This is a genomic window from Terribacillus sp. DMT04, assembly GCF_019056395.1.
GTDB classification, from domain to species: Bacteria; Bacillota; Bacilli; order Bacillales; family Amphibacillaceae; genus Terribacillus; species Terribacillus aidingensis_A.
The window spans coordinates 975,161-999,594 of sequence record NZ_CP077639.1 but is presented as its reverse complement, the minus strand read 5'-3'; the positions used below and the strand labels follow the sequence as shown (position 1 = coordinate 999,594).

The window sequence follows — 24,434 nt, the reverse complement described above, 5'->3', positions numbered from 1 at the left end:
TAAATTATCTGAAAATTCCGCGTGTCCGGATATTTAATTTGATATGCGGAACTATCTCTATATCTTTGTAATCTTTATCCCAATCAATTGTTTTCCAATAGTCCGGATAATGGCCGTAAATGGTCCGGCCAATGCCGAATGCATCACAACCAGCATCTTGCATAGTTTTTATGATATCCTCTGCTTCTTTGGTCAGAGCTTTTTCCATATCTTTTTTAAGTCTAGGTAAGACAGAGAGTGAAAGATTATCTGATGGATACTCCTCAATCATCACCGTTATATCAAGATTAATATCTGTTCTTACTTTATGTTCCTTGCTTGGTTTCGATTTAATTTTACTAGCGTAATCCTCCACGTGTACCGAAACATAGTTCGTAGGATCTGGCTCTTTTCCGTCATAAAGCTTTATTGTCATGCTAGCCACTCGTCCTTTCACATTCTTCATTAATAAAAATAAAGTCGTGTGACCAAATGGTATATCTTTTCCGGTATAACTTGAACCTTTGAAGAGAGCCAGTCCTTCATAAGAAACAGTTTTGCCGCCATCCCCTACCTTCATGGCTGGCGTAACAAAATCCTGCCCCTCCTCGAAAAGCTCCGCTCCAATCGTTTGCAGATTTACCTCTAAAGAACTTGTCGTTTCTACTTTGGATTCGAGTATTCCTTCTATATATTCACTAGGACGCATCTCTGATTCCGGAACTACTTTTAATGCTTGCTTAGCATCTCCCTTAACCACAGCTAGCACTGCATCTAAATGCAAACGCGGGTCACGGTAAAAGGCATCCACATACGGATATATATCTTGTTTAGCTAAGTTCTCACCTAAAAGTAAAACGTCAAGCTGCACTGGACTATAAGACGAAGATAACCGCCTGTCGATATTAGCCCGCGCTTCTTGCGGAGTGCCTCCGGTAGCTGTAAGAAACTGAACTGATTCCTGGCCTGGTCCAGCTGCACTATTTTGGACGTTTGGTATTAAGATTGTATTTTGATAGACGTTATCATCGGTTAAATCATACGCTGCCGTAATACCAAGTTTAACTTCCTTGAATTCTCTCGTATCCCAACACCCTGCCAATACAAGGGTACAGCTTATTAAAACAATAGTTAGTCTTTTCATGAAGCTGTCCCCCCTTGTTTATCTTTTCGGCGAAGAAAGGTTAAAAGAAACAATAAGATAGGAATGCCCAGCGTAAAATACTCAGTAATTTTATCTTGAAAATCAATAATCATTCTTAGATTTCTTTCGTTTAGTCCTCCCCACATTGAAACAGCCAGTACGATAAGTGAAGTAGTATACACATTGATCATTTTCTTTTTGGCCTTAGGAAGTTTTGCAAATGCCCTTTCTGCCGCATATAGATAAGAAGCAAATGCTGTCATTGCGAACACCGTCCATAAGGAAAGAACAAATATATCAATCCTTGTAATAATCGGTGTATCTGCAGTCTGCAGCATATAAAGTATTGGCTGCGAAATACGCTCCAACTGTTCAGACCCAAAGTGACAGAATGAAATTAAAACCGTATAAAGGTAAAACAATGTGACGACGATATTTGCTCCAACAGCAACACGCCTCTTTTGTTTGAAGCTGCCTTGTGTAAAAGGAAGGAATAAGAATAGCAGAACAAAACTGCTTAACGAATACACACTCACACTGACTCCATCTAGATAACCCGAAAACGTTGCTTGACCCATTGGCTGTAAGTAGATGAGTTTAGAATCTACAAGTCCAAACAGAAACAAAGCAGAAATTAAAAATAATACGACCGCAAAGAATGTGAATACTTTCGCAATAACTGTAAGTCCCCCTGAAATGGTGTAAAGCGCACTTATTAAAAGCAGTAAATACAGCACGAGAACCGGAGTCTCTGGCAGCAGCCATTGGTTAATCAATTCCCCATATGATGTTAAGAGGTAAATAGCAACAACAAGAAAATAAACATAATAACCAAATCCTGCTAAACTTCCGAGTCTCTTGCCTAAGCTACTTTTCAAAATGCCGAATAAGTCTTCACCAGGATAACATTTGCTCGTATGGGTAATCATCAAGACAAAAATAATGGATATTAATCCGCCAATAACCAATGTAACCCAACCGTCAGCACCCGCCGATCTATGCAATACTGTGGAGAGATTTAATATATCTACACCAATTTGACTTTGGATATAAATATAAGCCAATTGAGATAATGTGATCTTCTGATTCCTATTACTTGCCATTATTTTCACCAAGTTTATTTGATTTATAAGGTCGAGGCGAATTGAGCTGTTCGGGGCGGCGCTTCATTAAAAACTGCGGAACGCGAATAATCGTATCTTTTATATCTCGGAATTGAATTGGAGTAAAATAACTCAGACCTAATGACTCAATTCTGCACAGATGAATCAGCAGCAAAAGCAGTCCAAATCCGATGCCAATAAAACCTAATACGGCACTCAATATACAGAGCGGAAACGTTAATAGACGCAGCGCATCACTCATTTCATTCGATGGAACCACATAAGAAGCAAGTGATGTAAGAGCAATCACAATTACCATTAAGTTTGAAACCAAACCTGCTGTTACAATCGCATCCCCGATAACGAGTCCCCCTACGATACCAATGGTAGAACCGATTGGGGAAGGCAGACGAATAGCTGCTTCGCGTATGACTTCTAATATGGTAACCATTAGAACTGCTTCTACCAGCGGCGGATAAGCTATGTCCCTGATTGATCCCAAAACAGGAGCAATCAACTGTTCAGGAATGACTTCATAGTGAAATCCGATAACCGCGATATAAAAGGAGGGCAAGGTAATGGATATAATGAAACTGAATAAACGTATCAGCCGTAGATAGGTGGCGACAATCCAACGTGTATTATAATCATCCGGCGTTTGATAGAAGGCGAAGAAGGTGACCGGTGCAATTAGACATGTCGGGTTATTAGCAAACAGGATAGCGATTCTGCCCTCCATTAATAATGCTGTTGTTTTGTCTGGTCTTTCTGTACTTAAAAATTGCGGAAAAATACTGTACGACCGGTCTTCAATATACTCCGTAAACGCTCCTGCACTGAGAAGCGCATCCGTGTTTATATTGCTAATTCTTTTTTCAAGTTCTTTTGTAACATCCTGGTTCACTACACCGTCAACATAAACCATTGCTATCTCAGATTCTGTGTAATCGCCAACCGTCATTTTCTTTACCGTCAGGCTGCGGTGTTGGATACGGCGTCGAATTAGATTGATGTTGGTCTTAATATCCTCGTTAAAGCCATCATGCGAGCCTTTAATAACCTTTTCATTGACAGGTTCCATAATTGTTCTGCTAGCATCCATCTGTACATTAAATAGATAGCAAGTGGAATTACCCTCTACTAAATAAACAGCTTTTCCTCCGATAATTGCTGTTACTGCTTTATTTAAATCACTGCTCTCTTCTCGATCTTTAATTTGTCTGATATCTCCATCTGTTTTCAATAACGGTTCGAATATATACCGCTGCATCTTATCAGGGTCTGTTATATCATCCAAAAAAATTAACGCCTGTTTACTATCTGGCAGCAGTCGAATTTTCAAGTCTGCTGAGTTACGCATTTCTTCCTTAATGAAAGCGACATTCTTTTCCAGAGAAGTGGTGGATTGATGCGGCGGCACCTTGTCTTCCCGGATGACTTTTTCCTGTACTGGCTCTTTCTTTTTCTGCTTGAAAAACCCCATGTCGACGCACCTTTCCTAAATCATTTCCGTTAGTTTGTACATGTAATGGAAAGATATGTAGCAAATCAGGCACAAAAAAACGCCCTCACGAATGAGGACGTTAATATATGACAATCAGCCTTCTAGGAGCAAATCATATGGATCTTCCAGCAGCTGCTTGATTCGTACAAGAAACTGGACCGCGTCTTTCCCATCAACGATACGATGATCGTATGACAGAGCAAGATACATCATTGGGCGAATCTGGATAGTATCATCCGGCATGGCGACTGGTCGCTTCTGGATTGTATGCATTCCCAAAATACCGACTTGCGGCGTATTCAAGATTGGCGTAGACACGAGTGAGCCAAAGATACCGCCATTTGTGATGGTGAAGGAACCACCGTTTAACTCATCCAAGCTCAAGTCTTTATCACGAGCCTTCTTACCTAAGCGGGAGATTTCACTTTCAATACCAGCAAAATCAAGACGGTCCGCATCCCGGACAACCGGAACGACAAGTCCATCATCCGTAGATACGGCAATACCGACATCAAAGAATTTCTTCAAAACGATTTCGTTATCCTGGATTTCGGCATTGATGTAAGGAAATTCTTTCAGCGCACCAACAACTGCTTTTGTAAAGAAAGACATAAATCCAAGTTTCACATCATGCTTCTCTAGGAATTTATCTTTTCTTTCACTGCGGAGCTTCATAACTGCTGTCATGTCAACTTCGTTAAATGTAGTCAGCATCGCAGAAGTTTGCTGCGCTTCTACTAATCTCTTCGCAATCGTTTGACGGCGGCGAGTCATTTTCACACGCTCGACAGGCTTCTCAAATTCTGTCTTTTCCGATTGTTTCGGTTTATCGGCATTTGCCTGCTTAGCGGTTTTTTCTTTTGGTTTCGCTGCTTCTTCAACATCTTCCGGACGGATACGGCCAAACGGATCGCGGGCTGTAATATCTTCCAGACTGATGCCAAGCTCACGCGCACGTTTGCGCGCTGCGGGTGAAGCTAGTGTGTTCTTGTTAGAAGCTGCCGGTTCAGCGGCTTCGGCTTTCTTCTCTTCAGCCGGAGCTTCAGCTACAGCCGCCGCTTCTGCTTTTGTCTCTTCTGCAGCTGCAGAATCGTTCGACTCTTCGCCAGCTTCTCCGTTTTCATCAACTGTAGCGATAATATCGCCTACTTCTACATCGTCACCAGCATCCTTTAAGATTTCTTTTAGCACACCGCTGTATTCTGCATTCACTTCAACATTTACCTTATCTGTCTCTAATTCCAGAACAGGATCCCCTTTTTCCACATGTTCGCCCGGATTGACTAACCACTCGGAGATTGTTCCCTCTGTAATTGATTCTGCCAGCTCTGGTACCTTTAGTTCCTTCATACGCTAACTCCTCCCTTGGACAACTTTAAGGCTTGATTGATAATCTGCTTTTGTTCTGTCTTATGGATGTCAGGCTTACCTACTGCAGGTGATGCACGATCTGGACGCCCGATATATTCTAACGTCTGGTCTTCTGTCAGGATTGCTTCAATTCTGTCGCGAACAAATGTCCACGCCCCCATATTGCGCGGTTCTTCCTGTACCCATTTCACTTCACGAATAGAAGGATAATCTGCTAGAATCTGCTTAATTTTCTGAGCTGGGAATGGATAAAGCTGTTCAACGCGGGCGATATGAAGTGCTTCAAAAGCACCAGTTTCTTTTTCCATTGCTTCTTCGATATCGACCATCACTTTCCCACTGCCTAATACGAGAGTATTTGCTGTTTCTGGCGTTGCCTCGTTATTCGGCTGCGTACGGACAGAAGCAAAACTTCCTTCTGTAAATTCTTCTAGTTTGCTAGCTAAACGCGCACTGCGCATTAAGCTTTTCGGTGTCATCAGAACAAGCGGTCTTGCTTCTTCTCTTCCGCCAAGTTTAGCCTGCCTGCGCAGCAGATGGAAGAGCTGAGATGAGCTTGTAACATTTGCGACGATCAAATTATTCTCTGCAGCAAGCTGCAGGAATCTCTCTACCCTGCCGCTTGAATGCTCCGGCCCCTGCCCTTCATATCCGTGGGGCAGCAGCATCGCCATATTAGATGCTTCTCCCCATTTTGCACGGCCTGCAGCAATAAACTGATCAAACAGAACCTGTCCCGTATTGGCAAAGTCACCAAATTGCGCTTCCCAAAGCACGAAGGTATCCGGATTTTGGACACTATAGCCATATTCAAAACCTATAACGCCAGCTTCTGATAATGGACTATTGTGTAACGCAAACGATTTTGCTTCCTCTAGTCCGTGCAGCGGTGAATACGTGGCATCCGTCTCCACATCATGCAGCACCATATGACGATGAGCAAACGTGCCTCGCTCGGAATCCTGACCTGTCAACCTTATTGGCGTGCCCTCTTGGAGGATGCTGGCATACGCTAGAATTTCACCGACAGCCCAGTCCGCTTTTCCTTCTTCCTCAAATGCCTGGTGCCGTTTCGAAATAATTTTTGTCAGCTTTTTAAATACCTGAAATCCTTCCGGCCGTTTTTGCAGCTGTCTGTTAAGCGAAAACAGCGTATCAGCTGGTACAGAAGTCTGCATCTGCGGCAAATCACAACGCAAGGCTTCCGGCTCATCCTTTGGCATTTTCTCTTTTATTTCTTCCTCTTTCATGTTTTGGAAGATTTCTTTAAGATGGTCACCTACTTGCGCACTGAGCGTCTCATACCCTTCCTGGTCTGAGATAATTTTTTCCTTTTCCAAGTTAGCAGAAAATATTTTCGCTACTGTATCATGTGCGTCAATATCCTGATAAAGAATTGGCTGCGTCGAACGCGGTTCATCCATTTCGTTATGGCCATAACGGCGGTATCCGACAAGATCAATTAGAAAATCCTTATGGAAACGCTGACGATACTGGAATGCAAGCAGTGCTGCAGCAGTGCAAGCCAATGGATCATCAGCATTTACATGTACAATTGGAATTTCAAAGCCTTTCGCCAAATCACTTGCATATCGTGTAGACCGCCCATCTCGGCGGTTCGTCGTGAACCCAACCTGGTTGTTCGCGATTATGTGAACGGTACCGGCAGTGCTATATCCGGGCAAATCACCTAAATTGAGCGTTTCAGCTACAATTCCTTCCCCAATAAAAGCAGCGTCTCCGTGGATGAGTATGCTCAGCGCCTTGGATGGATCTTGATCCGGATAACCTGGCTTTGAAGTGTCGTCCTGAGCTGCTCTTGTAAAACCTTCTACTACCGGGTTAACGAACTCAAGATGTGAAGGGTTATTCGCCAATGTGACGGTTGTCTGCTTCTCTTGTCCTTCGTGATGCTCTGTTACCGCACCAAAATGATACTTTACATCCCCAGTCCAGCCGCCATGCAATCCTTTTGATCCTTCTGAAGGCAGAAGTGCTTTCTCTCCCGTATGATTAAACTCGGAGAAGATAAGGTCAAAAGGCTTCCCTAAAACATGCGCCAAAACGGACAATCTTCCTCTATGTGCCATACCAAGCATCACATTGTCTGTATCTGCAAGGCATGCTTCTTTAATCACTTCATCAAGCATCGGCACCATTGATTCGACACCTTCAATGGAGAAACGCTTCTGGCCGACAAAAGTACGGGACAAGAAGGATTCAAACCCCTCAACATCTGTAAGCCGTCTTAGAATTGCTTTTTTATCATCTTCGCTCCAATTAGGCACATAGGATGCAGTCTCTATTTGCTCCTGCAGCCATTTGCGCTCATCATGATTGCCGACATGGTCGTATTCGAAGGAAGTTGTTCCTGCATACCTTTCCTTCAATAGCTGTACGGCATCCAGTGCCGTATGTACATTGTCTGGCGCTTTTTCCCAGACGAAATTAGCTGGTATATCTCGTAAGTCACTCTCTGTTAAGCCGAAGTCTTCCATCTTCGTAAGTACAGATGTTTCACCATTATCTCCGCCAACCGGATAAATATCTGCTTCCAGATGCCCATAGCGGCGGATCGCTTCTACAAGCTGTATAGCTGCTGTGATTTTCTTGACTGGAGCGTGCGCCGACTGTGCAGATGGAGCGTCTTCCCCTTGACGCTCCATCAGGCTCGGTTCTCCATGCGTATCAAATAATTCCTTCAATGATGCATCCACTGATTCCGGATTTTGCCTGTATTTGTCGTATTGCTCTTCCACATAACCCATATTTGGGCCATGGAAGCTTTCCCAGAATCTTTCACTAGATTCCTTTTGTCTCACGACTGCTCCCCCCAATAGAAGTAACTTTTTTGAAAATCGAAAAGGCTTTTGAATTGGAAATTATTTTAAGTGACTTGTTAGGAATTTACACTCTCAATATACCGTAACGAAACAAAACTTACAACTAAAATGAAAATATTTTTAAAACGCTTTCTTTATTGATATAAAAGGATTTGTACAAGTACGTTACATAAATATCAACATTTTGAAAGCGTTTTTACATTTTTGTTTTTATAAGAAAAAATCATTGCTTTTTTAAGTTAAAAAACGGATAACCGAAAATGTTTTTTCCAGTTATCCGCCAATTATTTATTTGTTTGCCGCCTTACGTTTGTTTATCCAGAATAACGCTACACCTAGAACGAATAGTCCGGCTCCAGCTAAGAGATAATTAAACAGCTGACTTGCTGTTTGCGGCAAAATACTGCCGAATGTTGTCGTTTTACCGCTATCGCCCGAAACAGGCTTTATATTTGCTGCGTCATCAAATCCTGAAGGTATATGCGGCACCGTGGTAACAGGCGTTTCTCCATCATCATGCTGATCTGCCGGTTTACTAGTATCGCCGCCGCTAATTGGATCTTCAACCTTCGTGTTATTATCGTCACCTGGCGGCTTCTCTCCGCCGTTAATTGGATCTGGATCTTGATTGTTACCATTTGTGTCATCTGCTGGAAGCTCGTTTCCATTATCGTCAGGTGAAGGTGCACCACCGCTTGTTGTGAATGTCCAAAGATCCGATTTTGTCTTTCCGCCATGTGCATCTTCTGCAACAGCATACCACGCATACGCATGGTCGTCAGTTAAGCCTTCCCATGTAACAGAAGCTGTATCACCACTTTGCACATTTTCTGCGGTGCCAATCTCCTTTGTACCAAAAACATTTACTTCCACATAGTTAGTAGCTACGCGCTTCTTCTGCGCATCTAGTTCCAGCCCAATTGTAAATTCATCCGTGCCGGGAAACTCTTCTTCATCGTAATAGTTGTAATCATCCATATACGGTGAGTATGTCTTCACTTTAATTTGGTCTGTCTCCGTGTCAAAGAGCAGTATGCGCATGTATCCTTGCCCGCCTTCAGGTCCAGCTTGATAATCAGCCAGCATCTGATATACTTTTCGATCCGTCACACCATCGCCATTATCATCAATTTCATCAACAAGCATATCCGCCGCATGGTAATGCCCGCAAAGAACAGCAAAGACATTCTTATTATCAAGAACAAGCTCTTGATATAGCTGCTCACCAACAGGATGACGATTCCCGGAGGATAATAGATACTCATGGAAATTCAAGATCGCTTTCCGGTCAGGATGGGCCTTCAGCACAGCATCCGCCCAAGCAATACCTTCTTCATCTATACCCCAGCCAAGATAGACCATGATATAGTCATTGCCGTTAGAGGAGATTAAGTCATAATGTCCTCGGTTATTCTTATAGGAACCTCCGTACCAAGGCTTGTCCTCAAAACGGTCTGCTCCGAAATAACGGTAATAATCCTTGTAATCGTTGCTCTTTTGTTCTACATCATGGTTTCCTGCTAATACACCGTAAGGAATACCCGCATCATCAAGTACTTGCATGGCTTTATCTGCAACTTTCCATTGATATTCCTGATTGGAGAAGTTGACTAAGTCACCAGTATGGATGACATAATCAATATTATAGTTGTCTTTGTTTTCCGCAATCCAGTTCACTTGTTCGTTGTAAATATGCGGATAACTCTCTGTGTAATATTGTGTGTCTGACATCCATACGAACGAATAGTCATAGTCCTCTTCTTCTATGCTAATCTCATCCTGGATTAACACATTCATTTTGTAGTCTTTCACGAAATGATCCACATTAACTGTTCCTTGCAAGTCAAAGTCCTCATCGCCGGCCACTTTATAATCGACAAGCTGCCAATCTTCTTCCTTATGGTTCCATGCGTACATGGAGACTTTCCGGCCTGGCAGCGAGTTACCGCTCCAATTCACTTCAACGACATTTTTATTATCTACGTCTTTGGAAACAGGTACCTCAAAACGATGATAAGGGAATTGTTCCGTACTATCGTTGATCAGATACTTGTCGTCCACATTCGCAACTTTCTCGATATCCGTATCTGTGAAGGCTTGTTCTCCTTTTGGGGCATAGTCGGAAGGCGGTTCATAATCTGCAGCATTTTTAAATGCTTTAATGTCACTTTCCTGACTTACTTTATACTTATGCCCTTGATAAAAAGTAACATCCATTTCATCATCGGTAGGGTCCGTTACTTTCACTTCTAGCTCTGGATTTCTGCCAACGTCTCCCGCTTCATCTTCCGGCTTGATTAATTCCGGTGCGTCAGGGTGTTCTGCCGGAGTAACAAATTTAACTGTACGCACTTCTTCGTTCCCAGCCTTATCCACTGCACGCAGCACAAGCTGATGGTCTCCGCCAGTTAATGCGGCAGATGAAGTTTCATAAGGAAGGCCAATTTCTTCTCCGTCCAATTCAGCTGACAAGCTGCTGAGACCGCTGCCATCATCTTCAGCACTGCCATCAATAACAAAGTCACCTTTATATGATTTCCCATCTTCTATAACTGTCTTTATAACAGGCGCTGTATTGTCTACTGTTACAGACACTTTATCAGTATCTTGTCCATCATTTGCTTCTATTGTATGCACGCCATCTTCTGCTGCTGTTGTATCCCATGTGTAAGCATTAGATTGGAATTTTTCCTCGTCAATGGTAAAAGTGAAATCCTGTACTGGACGGTAGTTACCGTTATCTCCGACATCAATCACTTGATTTGGATCGGCAAACGCCGGATCATAGAGCACCGTGCCATCGCCTAATACGAGACGCACATTTTTTGCATCAAAGTCATCTCTGTTCTCAGGAGATTCAAGCTGGAACGGAGATGCTTTGTTTCCAGAGTGGATACTAATTGTATTTTTACCAGGATTTAATGTATTTGGATCAACTGGAACAGTTATCGTTGTGTACGTTTCAATCCAGTCATCAAACACATGCAACACCTCACCATCTTGAACGACAGCATTTTGGAAATACGTATTTATTCCCGTCACGTCAAAGGCAAAATATGCTTGTGTTTCTAGGGCTTTATCGGTTTTCGGTACTACCTTCCCGTCAATCAGCAGAGAAATATCATCCTGCTTTGCTTTGTCGGATGTTGCTTTCAGTTTGTAAGTTCCAGATAGAAGCTGCCCTTCCTCTACATTCAGACGGGGGCTGGTTTCTTTCTGTTCCTTTTCAATAGTCACACGCTTTGCTTCCGTTTTTGTTTCATTGAACCCATCTGTCGCTGCAACATAATACTCAACATAGTCTTTCCCTATCAATTCAGGTGTGTAAACTGTGTGATGATAATAGCCTGACTGTTCATTAAAGGCCAAATCTGTCCGTTTAAAATCTGTCTGATTGTCTGTACGATAATAAACTGTTACACGCTTAACAGTTTTATCGTCAGAGGCTTCTACTTCAATATCTAAGTTTTCCGTTTGCTTAACCATCTCTTTATCCGTCAAATCTGTCACTATTGGTGCTACTTTATCTTCTTCGATTTGAACTGGACTTCCAGGAACTTGGTCAGCTGTTACGGTTCCAGGAGTTCCAGCAGTTGTACCAGCATCTAACTTGAGCATATCTACAGAGCCATCCATCGGGTACTTATAGTTAATGCCCATATTAGCAGCTGTATCATCCTTACCATCAACTTCATTATAGGTAGCATTTACGATTTGACTGCCCGCTTTGGTAGCCACACCTAGACTGCGTTGGCTTCCATTTGCCATACCGCCAGTCTGAACCTTGAATAAATTCTCCCCCAATATAAGTGATGTATCGTAATTGGCATTAAAGTCTTCTGCTGTCAAATCGCTATTTGCTCCATTGTCAACCCAGAATACGACTGTTTCTCCCGACTGAATTACTGGAGATTCATCTGGAACCCACGTTGTCACTCTCATATCAGGATACGTGTAAGTCAAGTTATAGTTCTGCATATCAATAGGAGCAGTTGTATTATTGTATACTTCGATAAACTCGTAACCATCTGCACCGTTTACATTAATTGAATCTGGTGTAATTTCTGTAACCAAGAGTCCAGGCAAAGCAGTGAAGTCCGTATCTGGCTCTTTTACGTTCACTTTGTATGTGTCTGTTTTAGCACTATTGAAGCCATCCGATGTTTCGATGTAATACTCCAGCGTGCCTGCCTCTAAGCCAACAGTAGGGATTTCCGCTTCGTAAAACTCCCCCGCTTGCTGCATGTTAACTTGCTGATAATTAGCGTCTCCTTCTTTTTTAAAGAAAAGCGTAACATGCTGAATAAAGTTTTCCTCAGTTATCTTCGCTTTAATAGATAAAGGATTAGGGACTGCGATTTCCTTTACAGCTTCATGTGAGATTACTGGAGCAGTCTCATCTTTTTCCACTTTGACTGTTTCCGCAGGAACTTGGCCGTCTATCAGTTCTCCTGGGGAAGCAAAGGTCTGCAAGCCAACCTTTGTCATCTCTGAAGTCCCAGAAGCTTTAAATGTTATACCTTGATTCACTTTGGTATCATCGATTCCTTCTGCATCATTGTAGCTTGCTGATACAAGCTGAGCTCCGCTGTCGGATTGAAAAGCAATTGTCCGTTTCGATCCGTTGGCCATGCCACTATTAGCAAGCTCAATAACTTGATCTTCACTCAAGCTGGTTTGATAATGGCTGTTAAAATCAGCAAGGTTTAATGACTGGTTTGCATCATTCTTAATCCAAAAAACAGCTTTACCTGTTGGCTCCAGCTGTACTTTACGATCAATATCCCAATCCGCAGACGAACCATCCGGATATTGATAAGCCAGCTTATAATCTTGTAAATTCAGCGTTTGATCAGAGTTGTTATACACTTCGATAAACTCATATGCATCAGATCCACCAATATTATCACTATCCGGTGTAATCTCGGTAATAAGAACTGGCGGCTGTTCTTGCGAATCTAAATCTGTTTGCTCTATCACTGTTTGCTGATAGCCTTCTTCCGGGTAGCGCAGCGCAGACTCTGTTCCTTGCACTTCCATGCTGTACTGAAAACTTGGGCTCCAAAGCGCGTGTTTCGGCACAGTCGCTTCCCAATTTCCATCCCCCTTATTCGTCATCTCCACTGTTTGTTCGCTCATGCCTGGTGCGGATATATAGGTGAGAATGACTGACGCAGCGCTGCTATTCCCAACAGCTGCCCGAATGGTAAGATCCTCGCCGCCTTTGGCTGTCATGACCGGATCATGTATGAGTGTTGGCTGCTCAGCCTTTTCACTCTTATCGGCTTGTTCCTGCTCTTCGTTTTCAGACTGTGGCGCCTTCTCTTCAACAGACTCTGTTTCACCAGGAGCATTCTCCTGCCCGTCTTCGCTAGCAGGCTGTTCGTCTTTTGGCACTTCCAGTTGCTTTTCTAGTACCTCATTTTTTGTTACCGAATCGGATTCTTCTTCCGTTTTAGCAGAGGTTTCTTCGTCAGCTTGCTTCTTCTGATCAGATCCGTCCGCTTCCTTCTCTTCAGGAGCTTGTACAATCTCAGCAGAACCAGGTGAAGGTGCTGCGAGGATGGTAGGTGTTTTTTGATTATCTTGGAAGTGAATGCTGTCTGTCTGTGTCACATCTTGAAAATGAAATACAGAGACGGAGGTCTGTTCGGTGGCTGTATCCGTAATAGAAAGCTGCTGTTCTTCATCTAGAAATATGTAGGGTTCCGTTGTATTGGTGAAGGCTGTATCCGCTATATCGCTTCCAAAATGTGCATTAAAATCTGCAGCTTCAGCATCTGGATTCAAAGCAAGAACAGCATAACCGCCTGCTGGAATCTCTTCTTCGGCTTCTTGAGTGACAAGCTGTTTTTCTTGACCATTCTTGTATATAACGCTTAAGTCTTTCCACGCTTTCGCTTCATCTGTGCCATTGTGTACTTCGATGAATGCCAATTCTTCTGCATCTTGCTTTTGGCTCCCATAAACTTCCGTGATGGAAATCTTATTTTCGCGGAGCTTTTCCTCTGCTTTTGCTGCTGGCATAGATGCTGGGACTACTGCTTGCATCAGCAGCAAGCTTGCGCTAAGACCTGCTGCCGCTCGATAAAAACGTTTCATAAAGCTCCCCCTCTCAATTGTCGGGAATTGTCTCCCATCGTTCATTCTAATGTCTGTATATGAAGACTAAGTGAATGAATTGTAAATTGTCCTTAGAAGACTTCGACAAAATAATCGGAATGCTTCATATAAACTAAATAAACAATGCGTATTGCAGCTCTATCTCTGTAATTGTTTTGAATAAGCTAAAAGATGGTTAATGAATTGATCACAAGCAGAAGAACGTACACTACCATCTCGTATCGCAATACCGATATTTCTTTGTGTAGGCTCACGCAGGGGAATGCTGCGGACATGCTGAACTTGAAGATTTTCAAATGCCGGAAGCAGCGCCACGCCCTGACCAGCTGCGACGAAACCAAGAATGGTCATAATATCCTCACTTTCAAAAGCTACATTTGGTTTCAAACCATACTTCTCAACGATTTGTTCAAACATCACACGCGCACTGAATCCAGGACTGATAAGCAGGAAGGGTTCTTTCTCTATCTCTTCTAATGTCAGCTGCTGCTTCCAAGCAAGCGGATGTGCGTCCGACACATATACGTACAGCTGGTCGGACCATAACTGCTGCCAAGCCAGACCTTCTTCTCCTTGATTCATGTTACAAATACATAAATCTAATTTCCCCTCTTTCAGCTGATTGATCAATTCCTCGGTTGATCCTTGATTTAGCGAAAACTGTACCGATGGATAACTTTCTTTAAAATTTTTCATTACATGCGGAATATGCTGCAGTCCTTGTGATCGCATAAACCCCAGTGTTATTTCACCGTAATGCGGGTCTTTCATTTTTTGAATTTGCTTTTCTGCTTGCTCCATCTCTTCCAGAATTTTAACAGCATGGACATAAAAAGCATCTCCGTACACACTTCGAACAATGCCCCGTCCTCTTTTCTCAAATAACGGCACACCTAGCTGCTCCTCCAGCTTCCCAATCGACCGGCTGAGGGCCGGCTGAGAAATCGATAAAGCTCTCGCCGCATGTAAATAATGCTCGCGCTCTGCTACTTCTTTGAAATAAATAAGCTGCTGCCATTCCATAGAATCACCTATACCTTTTTTGCATAATTTATATGTTATTTATGCATTATACACTAGCATTTGTTTATGGTTAACTTAACATACAACAAGAAATGAGGGACGTATATGGCTATTGAAATTATTCTTATTATGATTGCTGCCGGACTTATCGTCGGTTTTGTCGGAGCAGGAGGCTCCGGCTTCATTATTAGTATTCTAACTGTGCTGTTTGGATTTCCAATTCATGTAGCGCTTGGAACAGCGCTTACTTCTATGCTCTTTTCATCTTTTTCGGGTGCGCTAAGTCATTACCGTGAAGGAAATGTGACGTTACGTGCTGGTATTATTATTGGCATCTTTGGCGCAGTTGGGGCCTTTGTCAGTTCTCACTTTTCCGGAATTATCCCAGAGGAAATCTTGAACTATCTTACAGCAGGTATGCTTGTATTATCCGGAGTTATTTTATGTATTCGTCTGCTATTGGTAGGCAAACCAACCGGCAAAGGAAATACGATCAGCAGTTTTATCTATTCAAATAAAATCATTTATCTTATTTCAGCAGCTTTGCTTGGCATCGTCACCGGCGCACTATCCGGCTTATTTGGAATTGGTTCCGCTCCATTCATCCAAATCGGCTTGCTGATGCTCCTAGGCCTGTCTGCACAGCAATCAGCTGGTACAACGATGATGATTATCATTCCAATAGCACTGGCTGGCGGAATAGGTTATGCGCAGCTTGGTTTTCTCGATCTAAAGTTATTATTGGAAGTCGTTGCCGGAACAATGATTGGTTCTTATATCGGAGCTAAATTCACGAAGCGCGTCCGGCCCGTCTATTTAAAAACAGCCATGGTACTACTGCCGATTTTTGCAGGCTTTCTGCTTTTATCCGCATAACAACACAAAGAAGCCGCCAGGATATCCTGGCGGCTTTTATTTATCTATTCAGCAAGCTTCCTACATAACGAAGCAGGTCGTTTGCTGATGTGGAATTATAGCCATACTCATCAATCAATGTGGCGACAACGTCATTCATTTTCTTCAGCTGTCGCTCATCTGGTGTTTTAGTGGATGTCGTAATTTTTACCACGTCTTTTAGGTCCGCAAATAACTTCTTCTGAATAGCCTCCCGCAGCCGTTCATGCGATTGATAATCAAATTTCTTTCCTTTACGGGCATATGCCGATATGCGGATAAGGATTTCTTCCCGGAATGCTTTTTTTGCATTTTCAGAGATTCCAATTTGCTCCTCTATAGAACGCATTAGTTTTTCATCAGATGGCATTTCATCTCCGGTTAATGGATCATGCAATTTCGTTTTATTGCAATAAGCCTCTACATTATCCAAATAATTATCCATTAGTGTCTTCGCTGATTCTTCATAAGAATAAACAAAAGCCTTTTGTACTTCTTTCTTGGCAATTTCATCATACTCTTTACGTGCTACCGCAATGAAATTCAAGTAACGCTCCCTGTCTTCTTTCGAAATAGACGCATGACTGCTAAGGCCATCTTTTAAGGAGCGGAGTACATCAAGTGCATTAATGGAACGCATTTCTTTTTTTATGATTGTACTGGAGATGCGGTTTATTACATAACGCGGATCAATACCGCTCATTCCTTCATCGCTATGTTCATTTTTCAATTCTTGAATATCTGCTTCGCTGAAGCCTTCCAGCAGCTTGCCATTATACAAATGCATTTTCTTTAATAAGCTGGTGCCGCCTTGATTTGATTCTTTTAATCTAGTCAAAATGGTAAACATGGCAGCAACCTTCAGTGTATGCGGCGCGATATGAACGTCCTTAATATCACTTTCAGAAATCATCTTCTCATAAATCTTCTCTTCCTCATCGACTTTCAAGTTATAAGGAACAGGCATAACGATCATACGGGAATGCAGGGCTTCGTTCTTTTTATTGGAGATAAAAGAGCGGTATTCCGACTCATTGGTGTGAGCTACGATAAGCTCATCAGCGGAAATTAACGCAAATCGGCCTGCTTTAAAGTTGCCTTCCTGCGTAAGAGATAACAAATGCCAAAGAAACTTTTCATCACATTTCAGCATCTCTTGAAATTCCATTAGACCTCTGTTCGCTTTGTTTAATTCACCATCAAAGCGATAAGCTCGCGGATCTGATTCTGATCCATACTCAGCAATGGTCGAGAAATCGATGGATCCTGTCAGGTCGGCAATATCCTGTGACTTGGGGTCTGAAGGACTGAATGTACCGATTCCAGAACGTTTGTCTTCCGAGAAGAAAATCCGTTCAACGATAACATCTTCAATTCTGTTATCGTATTCTTCTTCTAATCTCATTAAATTCAGCGGAGATAGATTTCCATCAATACGAATGCCATATTCTCTTTCAAAGTCTTTGCGCAAATGGACAGGAATTAAGTGAAGTGGATCTTCATGCATCGGGCAGCCCTTAATTGCGTAGACTGCTCCTTCATCTGTGAAAGTGTACTCTTCCAGCCCTCGTTTAAGCAGGCTGACAAGTGTCGATTTCCCCCCGCTCACTGGTCCCATAAGCAATAGAATTCGTTTTTTTACATCCAGTCTTCTTGCAGCCGGATGAAAATATTCTTCGACTAGCTTCTCTAGCGGTTCTTCTAAACCGAACAAGGCATCTTTAAAGAAATGATAATGTTTGACACCATCCACCTCGTCAATGCCTTTATGCTTAATCATATTATATACACGAGAATGTGCAGATTGAGCAAGATAAGGACGGTCCTTTAACAAGTTCAAATAATCAGCAAGTGTTCCTTCCCAATGGAGCTTCTCTTGTTCTTGGCGATACTGCTGTACCTTATCCAATATATTCATTATTCGTTAACCTCCCAGGCATTGTTAGACAAAAGGCGATTACCTTAATGTATGCCTGGGGCAGTGGTGTCATGCCAGTAAATCCATATTCCAGCTGCTTACGGTTTTCGTTTCCAGCCTATTTCAAGCGTTGCTTCGTCGGTATACGCACTAAACAAAACATCATCCATCTCCAACATCTCTTTTTCATTCGGGTAGACATGCATAAGCTGCGCCAGCTTTTTAACAATCTTTTTCGGATAAGCATCCGACATCTCCAGCAAAAGCTGAATAGCTTCTTCTGCTGGAAGTACTTCTCGATATGTTCGGGATAGTGTTAATGCTGAAAACGTGTCCACAACCGCTAATATTTGAATATCAATGCCGAGCTCTGGCAAATAAGCACCATCAGGATATCCTTTTTTATTCAGACGTTCATGATGGCTCCGTGCATAGCGTCCCATTAAGGGGTCGCCAGCTTGCTGCAGAAGCATTTCTCCTTTGACTGTATGTGTCTGGACAATCTCATATTCCTCTTTTGTTAATGCTGTCGTCTTATCGAGAATCTCACGCGGGATCTCCAGCTTGCCGACATCATGAAATAAATAACCTGTAGCACAAAAGTCCAATTGAACAACATTCATGTGATAGGCGAGCATCGTACCAATGACGAATACATCCAAGGAATGGATGAAAGCGTAAGGATCTCGTTGTTCTAACAAATGCCATAAACTGCTGCGTCCCATCGTTTTTAGGCTTTTAACATACAAGTCTTTTAGGAAACGAATGCTTTCTTCACCATACAGCAGTTTGCCATAACGATATTCAAATGCAATATAAGATAAATTCGTATAAAAGTGCTTCTCCATGCTGCGCTTGTATGTTGCTTGGTGATCTGTTTCCTTTTCCAGGAGCTGCTGAATCGTATGCTGCAGCCGGTCTGACTTGTTAAATAGATCGGCAGCCGCTTCTTCTGTCGTCTCCACAACGACGGAGGGCACGTTGTTCTGCTTCAGCTGTTCAAGCACTGCCTGGCTGATGACGGTTCCTTTTTCTACTGTGGCCTGGTCTGCTAAGATGATGTCATTTCCAATCACATCATCCAGAAGTATATCTTGGATGCGTTTGCGTTTTAATATCAATTCCATTCTCCTTTTCCATCAAAAAAGCTGCCATCATTCCGGCAGCCTAACAACCTATTTTGGAACTGGCCGGCATCGAGAAGTTTTATTCTTTCGCTCTTTAAGTATTACGTATCTATCCTTCAATCGTGCTGCCGTATATATATGTTATCGTTTCCTGTCGGTGTCTTGCATCTAATTCGAGCAGCTTATAATAGTCTTCTTTTGCCGGCAAGAGGTCCCGCATCTCTACATTTAGTGCAGCTGCCAGCTTGCTAATACCAATAAATGATATATTTCGTTTCCCATTTTCAATATCTGAGTAGTACGATCGATTAAAACCCGCCACGCCAGCCAATTCCTCTTGTGTCAGCATTTGTTTCTTTCTGAGATAACGGAGCTTATCTCCAAATGCCCGAAGCAATAGCGTGTAATCACTCACATTATTCATGCATTTCATTATACAGCGTCACATTAGTAAATCCACCGGATATAAGTGACATTAGTCTATTATTACCAAAAAAATTGTTCTATTAGCGCAGGTTGGCGGAAGGAATCTAAGTCCAATTAACTAGAAAAAAATAAACTGCACACAAGGTGCAGTTCAGGATAATCCATCAAAGTTTTGCTGACGAAGCGCTTCATAAATAATAATTGCTGCGGTATTAGACAGATTAAGGGATCGAACTTTATCCGTCATATGAATTCGAAGACATTGTTCTTCTTTCCCTATGAGCAAGTCTTTGGGAATTCCAGTCGATTCTCGACCAAATACAAACAAGATGTCTTGATTCGTATCACTGAAGTCATAGTCCGAATAATGTTTCGTACCAAAATTCTCTATATAATAATAGGCTCCTTCAGGAAATTGCTCATATAGTTCTTCCATACTATCGTAATAGCGGATATCCACGTCATGCCAATAATCCAGCCCTGACCGTCTTAGCATCTTGTCATCTGTCGAAAATCCAAGTGGACGAATAAGATGTAAAGTAGTATCGGTAGCGAGACAGGTACGGGCGATATTCCCTGTATTTGCTGGAATTTCTGGCTGGTATAGTACGATATGTCTTGGCATTAACTTTCACCTCTGTTTTTAACTTTCAACCTTACTAGTATAGCACAGCAGAGGTCAGACCCCAATCTGGAAAAATTTATAGACAACGTTTTCTGTATAGGCAGGGGAATCACGATACGCCCAATTCCGCATTCTGCTATTAGCAGTGTGCGCATTAACTAATGGTTCTCCTTGTGGATCCCGAGCTACCACAATTGTATTGTGATTAAAGTTTCCATCCCCTTCGAAGTCATAGCAAATAACATCTCCAGGCCGAAGCAATCGTGCGTCCGCAACTTCTTTTCCTTGCAGCCCTTGTTTAGACCCGCTCAAATACCACCGCAGCGCGTTCGCTACTGTGAAACTATAGCTCCAGCTATCTCCGTTATACCACCAGCCTGAGCTTCGGTCTGGCTCACCTCGCATTGGCGCCCCGCCTGCATGTAAGCATTGAGAAATATAATTCGTGCAATCGACCTCAAACTTTTTGTATGCCGGATTATAGTCGTTCCACCAGCGCTCGGCATATTGTACAGCAGCCCGTCTGTCATAGTTGAATTGCCGATCAAAGTTTTCATCATTGCTTTCATATCCGACAAGTCCATGCACATGCGGCTGAACTGCCTCTTCCTTTTGTTCATGGCGTACGATTTGACCATTACGCATATAAGCGGTATGCGTATGTACTTCTTCTTCATGATACGTTCCATGCTGCTTATGGACAAGAAAAGTAGCGCATAGGCTGTAGGTAATAATATCTTCCTCACTGTCATGCTCTTCCCTTAGAATTGTGCCTTTTCCTTTAACTTGAGCTACTTTTGCACCTTCGTGTTCATGAGCGGCTATCCGTTCAACGAGCCAATTGCCTTCTTTCCGCTCTTCGACTTCCTGCAGCCAAAAATTCACCAACTGTTCATTCTTCCCCATCTCTATCCCTCCTGTTCTTTCTGCGGTACGACATTGCAAAGCCCCGTAAGAGAAGCAACCCTCCAACAACAAAAACAGATATGATTGTCATGAACGTTTCCATATTGCCACCTCATTTGTATGTATGTAGAATCATGACAGTATATGCTTCAACAGCTTGACCGAAACACAAAATGAAAGCGCAAACATTTTTAGTTACAAATGTGTCTGTTTTGTGTATCCTTATAAGAAAGGGGGAGAATACGATGTCAGATGTTATGCAAACTATCCTTAACCACAAATCAGTAAGATCTTTCTCAGCTGATCCGCTTTCAGAGAAACAGGTACAGGAACTCGTCACGGCTGCCCAATCAGCATCCACGTCGAGCTTCCTTCAAGCGTATTCCATCATTGGCGTAAGTGACCCGTTGGTAAAAAAGGAGCTCAGTACGTATGCGGGAAGCCAAAATTATGTTGTGAAGAACGGTCACTTCTTTGTTTTTTGCGCCGACTTTTATCGTCATAAAGAAATGGCCCAAAACCTGCGAGCAGATATTTCTGAATCTATTCAAGGAACAGAAGCATTGCTGATTGGAACTATTGATGCTTCTCTTGCCGCACAGAATCTGGCAATTGCAGCTGAATCAATGGGACTAGGAATCTGCTATATAGGCGGTCTTCGCAATAACTTGGCAGGTGTCTCAGCCAGCCTTGGTATTCCTGCTCATGTACTGCCGCTATTCGGAATTGCCGTCGGCTATCCCGAAACAGTGCATGAAAAAAAACCACGTCTCCCTTTCGCCAGTGTTTATCACGAAAATCGTTATAATGTAGATAAAGGTACACTCAATGCACATCTTGAAGAATACGATCGTACAATCCAGTCTTATTATGTAAATCGAACGGAAAACATGCGTAACACGAGCTGGACACAACAGACTACCGATAAACTGCGAGTCCCCCGACGTACTTACATGAAAGACTTTATTACGCAAAAAGGCTGGGCGCAACATTAACCAACCGTAAAAGTTAGCTTTATCTATGCGGTTAACTGAGAGCATCATGTTCTCAGTAAATATATTGTCTTTTCATGACAAAACTAAAAAGGAGCATGCGCTCCTTTTTAATTTGCATTCACGTATTCTTTTTCGAATTTCAATCCCTTTTCCATTTCTTCTCGTACTTGTTCGTCTTCCTCTTCTCCCACCGCACGTTTGATAGCTTCAAAACCTTCCGGCAGCCCAATTTTACCGATTGCCCAGGCAGCAGTTCCGCGGATAACAGGACGTGGGTCCTTTTCCATAAGCTCGATTAAATCTGGGACTGCTGTCGTTGTTTTATAATGGGCCATCGTCAAGATAGCATTGCGTTGAATCGGTTTCTTACCGCGCCACGAACCAGAAATCACACCAAACTTGGTTTTGAATTCTTTATTGGACATTTTCAGCAATGGTTTTAATAACGGCTTCACAATCTCTGGATCAGGTTCCATCTCTTGATGAAGGTGGAAGTCCATGCCTTTGTTCTTTGGACAAACAAGCTGGCACGTATCACAGCCGTAAATACGATTGCCGATTTTTGTTCGAAATTCATCCGGAAGAAAATCCTTCGTTTGTGTCAAATAAGCGATGCAGCGCTGGGCGTTCAGTTGTCCGCCCTGGACAAGCGCTCCTGTTGGACAAGAGTCAATGCACTTTGTACAGCTGCCACAACTATCCTCAACTGCGTCATCCGGCTGGAAAGGTATATTGGTAATCATTTCACCAAGATAGACGTATGAACCAAACTCAGGTGTAATAACAAAGCTGTTTTTAGCGCTAAAGCCGATTCCCGCTCGTTCTGCCACTGCACGGTCAGATAATTCTCCTGTATCGACCATAGAACGATAAGCAAACCCTTCCACTCTTTCTGCAAGAAAAGCAGACAGCTTATTCAAGCGATCGCGCAGAACCTCATGGTAATCCATCCCCCAGGAGGCACGGCAAAACAGTCCGCGTGGTTCTTCTTTTGTACTTTTAGGAGCATTAGGGAGTCGGGAAGGATACGCAAGCGCAATGGCAATAATGGATTGAGCTGATGGCATGAGTTTTTTCGGTTCAGTTCGTTCTTCGATTGTCCCTTTTTCAAATCCAGATTGATAATTTTTTTCCTGCTGCTGCTTTAGTCTTTCCTTTAGCTCTTGGAAGACATCTGCCGTTGTGAATCTGATTTTATCAACACCGATTTCCTTACTGTAAGCAATCAGCTCTTGTTTTAGCTTTTCCGTATCCATTATGCCGCCTCCCTTTTTTATTAGTATTTCTAGCATTATTTCCATATTAGGCATAGTAAAAACGCAATGCCTCGTTACGTTTAAAACGAGACACTGCGTTGGCTCAAGGGTAATGTACAAGTTCATGATACGCGAAATGAATACCCCGGTTTATAAATAGTATGTTAAGTAGTATAACAAGGTTTTTACACACGTGCAACATTCAAAGCAAAATTCGACATTTTTTTCACTTTCCCGCTTTTTCTCCTCTGCTATACTTAATCTTAACAAAAAGGAGGTATCTGGATGAACTTGTATAATTATGTATGGACGCAAGATGGCATAACTGCAAAAGATTCTCTCGTCTATCCGTTCGAGGAAAGAGGATTACAGTTTGGGGACGGCATCTATGAGGTTATTCGTATCTATCAAGGAAACTATGACTTACTCGATGCCCATATTGAACGGCTTTATCGTTCAGCAGAAGCAATACGTTTGCAAGTACCTTTCAATAAGGAAGAACTCATCACCTCTCTGCAAAATCTAGCAGAAAAAAATGCTGTGCACACCGATGCAAAACTCTATTTACAAATCACCCGCGGCTCTGCACCGCGTGAGCATACTTTTCCAGATGTGCCGAGCAATCTATACGCCTATATCGAGGAAAGCCCACGTCCGGCTGCACAGCTTCAACAAGGTGTGCGAACGATTTTAACAGAGGATATTCGCTGGGATTTATGTTACATCAAAAGCCTAAACTTACTGCCTAACGTACTAGCAAAGCAAACAGCCAAGGAAAATGGTGCAGTTGAAGCTATCTTTCATAAAGACGGTCAAGTGACAGAAGGCTCTTCGTCCAACGTATTTATTGTGAAAGATAATATGCTTTTCACGCATCCAGCAGCACCAAACATTTTGCACGGCTGTGTCCGAGACCGCGTGTTAACTCTCGCAGCAGAATCAGCGCTGGAAGTACACGAGACAACCTTCTCAACACAGCAGCTCTTAGATGCAGATGAAGTGTTTATCACGAGTACAACAAGCGAAATTATGCCTGTTATAGAAGTGGACGGTAATCGTATTCGTAACGGTAGGCCAGGTATGATTACACGCCAGTTACAACTGGCTTATGAACAAGTTAGTGATATACAACAAACAGCATTTATATAATTGAAGAGCCTGGAACAAGTTAAGAGTCATTCATCCTAAAAGCACAAC

16 protein-coding genes are annotated in these 24,434 nt (G+C 42.6%); 3 read left to right on the top strand and 13 right to left on the bottom strand.

Annotated features, from left to right (window positions below; translation table 11 throughout):
* Positions 1–4: 4 nt before the first annotated feature.
* From KS242_RS05390 to KS242_RS05360, 7 genes are all read right to left on the bottom strand, one after another.
* Complete coding sequence (locus KS242_RS05390) at positions 5–1,123, bottom strand: Ger(x)C family spore germination protein (protein WP_217323336.1); 1,119 nt, start codon at positions 1,121–1,123, stop codon at positions 5–7.
* Positions 1,120–2,226, bottom strand: a complete 1,107-nt coding sequence (locus tag KS242_RS05385) for a GerAB/ArcD/ProY family transporter (protein WP_217323335.1) — start codon at positions 2,224–2,226, stop codon at positions 1,120–1,122. The genes KS242_RS05390 and KS242_RS05385 overlap by 4 nt, the downstream gene beginning before the upstream one ends.
* Positions 2,216–3,709 (bottom strand): spore germination protein, encoded by a 1,494-nt coding sequence (locus KS242_RS05380; protein ID WP_217323334.1) that lies wholly within the window; start codon positions 3,707–3,709, stop codon positions 2,216–2,218. The genes KS242_RS05385 and KS242_RS05380 overlap by 11 nt, the downstream gene beginning before the upstream one ends.
* A gap of 114 nt (positions 3,710–3,823) precedes the next feature.
* The gene (odhB, locus tag KS242_RS05375) at positions 3,824–5,080 is read right to left on the bottom strand and encodes a 2-oxoglutarate dehydrogenase complex dihydrolipoyllysine-residue succinyltransferase (RefSeq protein ID WP_217323333.1); all 1,257 of its coding nucleotides are present in this window, start codon (positions 5,078–5,080) and stop codon (positions 3,824–3,826) included.
* Positions 5,077–7,923 carry a 2-oxoglutarate dehydrogenase E1 component gene (locus KS242_RS05370; RefSeq protein ID WP_217323332.1) on the bottom strand — a complete coding sequence of 949 codons (2,847 nt, stop codon included), beginning with the start codon at positions 7,921–7,923 and terminating at the stop codon, positions 5,077–5,079. Before KS242_RS05370 ends, odhB begins: the two co-directional genes overlap by 4 nt.
* Positions 7,924–8,232: 309 nt before the next feature.
* Complete coding sequence (locus KS242_RS05365) at positions 8,233–14,046, bottom strand: lamin tail domain-containing metallophosphoesterase family protein (RefSeq protein ID WP_217323331.1); 5,814 nt, start codon at positions 14,044–14,046, stop codon at positions 8,233–8,235.
* Positions 14,047–14,205: 159 nt separating this feature from the next.
* Complete coding sequence (locus KS242_RS05360; RefSeq protein ID WP_217323330.1) at positions 14,206–15,090, bottom strand: LysR family transcriptional regulator; 885 nt, start codon at positions 15,088–15,090, stop codon at positions 14,206–14,208.
* 105 nt (positions 15,091–15,195) lie between these two features.
* Between KS242_RS05360 and KS242_RS05355 the strand changes: the two genes are divergently transcribed.
* Complete coding sequence (locus tag KS242_RS05355) at positions 15,196–15,966, top strand: sulfite exporter TauE/SafE family protein (protein ID WP_217323329.1); 771 nt, start codon at positions 15,196–15,198, stop codon at positions 15,964–15,966.
* A 40-nt stretch (positions 15,967–16,006) separates the two neighbouring features.
* Here the strand turns inward: KS242_RS05355 and KS242_RS05350 are convergent, their stop codons facing one another.
* The 5 genes from KS242_RS05350 to KS242_RS05330 all read right to left on the bottom strand — a co-directional run bounded on the left by KS242_RS05350 (position 16,007) and on the right by KS242_RS05330 (position 20,986).
* Positions 16,007–17,902: a PrkA family serine protein kinase gene (locus KS242_RS05350; RefSeq protein WP_217323328.1), complete on the bottom strand. Its 1,896-nt coding sequence runs from the start codon at positions 17,900–17,902 to the stop codon at positions 16,007–16,009.
* Between the two features lie 98 nt (positions 17,903–18,000).
* Positions 18,001–19,023 (bottom strand): HD-GYP domain-containing protein, encoded by a 1,023-nt coding sequence (locus KS242_RS05345; RefSeq protein ID WP_217323327.1) that lies wholly within the window; start codon positions 19,021–19,023, stop codon positions 18,001–18,003.
* Between the two features lie 115 nt (positions 19,024–19,138).
* Entirely contained in the window at positions 19,139–19,462 is a 324-nt protein-coding gene (locus KS242_RS05340) for a helix-turn-helix domain-containing protein (protein WP_217323326.1), read from the bottom strand.
* 144 nt (positions 19,463–19,606) lie between these two features.
* On the bottom strand, positions 19,607–20,080 hold the full coding sequence (gene trmL, locus KS242_RS05335) for a tRNA (uridine(34)/cytosine(34)/5-carboxymethylaminomethyluridine(34)-2'-O)-methyltransferase TrmL (RefSeq protein ID WP_217323325.1): 474 nt from the start codon (positions 20,078–20,080) through the stop codon (positions 19,607–19,609).
* Positions 20,081–20,134: 54 nt separating this feature from the next.
* Positions 20,135–20,986 carry an amidase domain-containing protein gene (locus KS242_RS05330; protein ID WP_217323324.1) on the bottom strand — a complete coding sequence of 284 codons (852 nt, stop codon included), beginning with the start codon at positions 20,984–20,986 and terminating at the stop codon, positions 20,135–20,137.
* A 245-nt stretch (positions 20,987–21,231) separates the two neighbouring features.
* Here KS242_RS05330 and nfsA point away from each other — a divergent pair, with 245 nt between their 5' ends.
* Complete coding sequence (gene nfsA / locus KS242_RS05325; RefSeq protein ID WP_217323323.1) at positions 21,232–21,981, top strand: oxygen-insensitive NADPH nitroreductase; 750 nt, start codon at positions 21,232–21,234, stop codon at positions 21,979–21,981.
* A gap of 107 nt (positions 21,982–22,088) precedes the next feature.
* On the opposite strand, the gene queG is transcribed toward nfsA, so the two are convergent.
* On the bottom strand, positions 22,089–23,237 hold the full coding sequence (queG, locus tag KS242_RS05320; RefSeq protein WP_217323322.1) for a tRNA epoxyqueuosine(34) reductase QueG: 1,149 nt from the start codon (positions 23,235–23,237) through the stop codon (positions 22,089–22,091).
* 285 nt (positions 23,238–23,522) lie between these two features.
* Between queG and dat the strand changes: the two genes are divergently transcribed.
* Positions 23,523–24,386 carry a D-amino-acid transaminase gene (dat, locus tag KS242_RS05315; protein ID WP_217323321.1) on the top strand — a complete coding sequence of 288 codons (864 nt, stop codon included), beginning with the start codon at positions 23,523–23,525 and terminating at the stop codon, positions 24,384–24,386.
* Positions 24,387–24,434: the final 48 nt, after the last annotated feature.

Bases quoted from the DNA above. Each gene is read 5' to 3' on its own strand.
- KS242_RS05385 (WP_217323335.1), bottom strand. From the start codon at position 2,226: ATGGCAAGTAATAGGAATCAGAAGATCACATTATCTCAATTGGCTTAT.
- trmL (WP_217323325.1), bottom strand. From the start codon at position 20,080: ATGCCAAGACATATCGTACTATACCAGCCAGAAATTCCAGCAAATACA.
- KS242_RS05355 (WP_217323329.1), top strand. From the start codon at position 15,196: ATGGCTATTGAAATTATTCTTATTATGATTGCTGCCGGACTTATCGTC.
- KS242_RS05390 (WP_217323336.1), bottom strand. From the start codon at position 1,123: ATGAAAAGACTAACTATTGTTTTAATAAGCTGTACCCTTGTATTGGCA.
- odhB (WP_217323333.1), bottom strand. From the start codon at position 5,080: ATGAAGGAACTAAAGGTACCAGAGCTGGCAGAATCAATTACAGAGGGA.
- queG (WP_217323322.1), bottom strand. From the start codon at position 23,237: ATGGATACGGAAAAGCTAAAACAAGAGCTGATTGCTTACAGTAAGGAA.
- dat (WP_217323321.1), top strand. From the start codon at position 23,523: ATGAACTTGTATAATTATGTATGGACGCAAGATGGCATAACTGCAAAA.
- KS242_RS05340 (WP_217323326.1), bottom strand. From the start codon at position 19,462: ATGAAATGCATGAATAATGTGAGTGATTACACGCTATTGCTTCGGGCA.
- KS242_RS05380 (WP_217323334.1), bottom strand. From the start codon at position 3,709: ATGGGGTTTTTCAAGCAGAAAAAGAAAGAGCCAGTACAGGAAAAAGTC.
- KS242_RS05350 (WP_217323328.1), bottom strand. From the start codon at position 17,902: ATGAATATATTGGATAAGGTACAGCAGTATCGCCAAGAACAAGAGAAG.
- nfsA (WP_217323323.1), top strand. From the start codon at position 21,232: ATGTCAGATGTTATGCAAACTATCCTTAACCACAAATCAGTAAGATCT.
- KS242_RS05360 (WP_217323330.1), bottom strand. From the start codon at position 15,090: ATGGAATGGCAGCAGCTTATTTATTTCAAAGAAGTAGCAGAGCGCGAG.
- KS242_RS05365 (WP_217323331.1), bottom strand. From the start codon at position 14,046: ATGAAACGTTTTTATCGAGCGGCAGCAGGTCTTAGCGCAAGCTTGCTG.
- KS242_RS05330 (WP_217323324.1), bottom strand. From the start codon at position 20,986: ATGGGGAAGAATGAACAGTTGGTGAATTTTTGGCTGCAGGAAGTCGAA.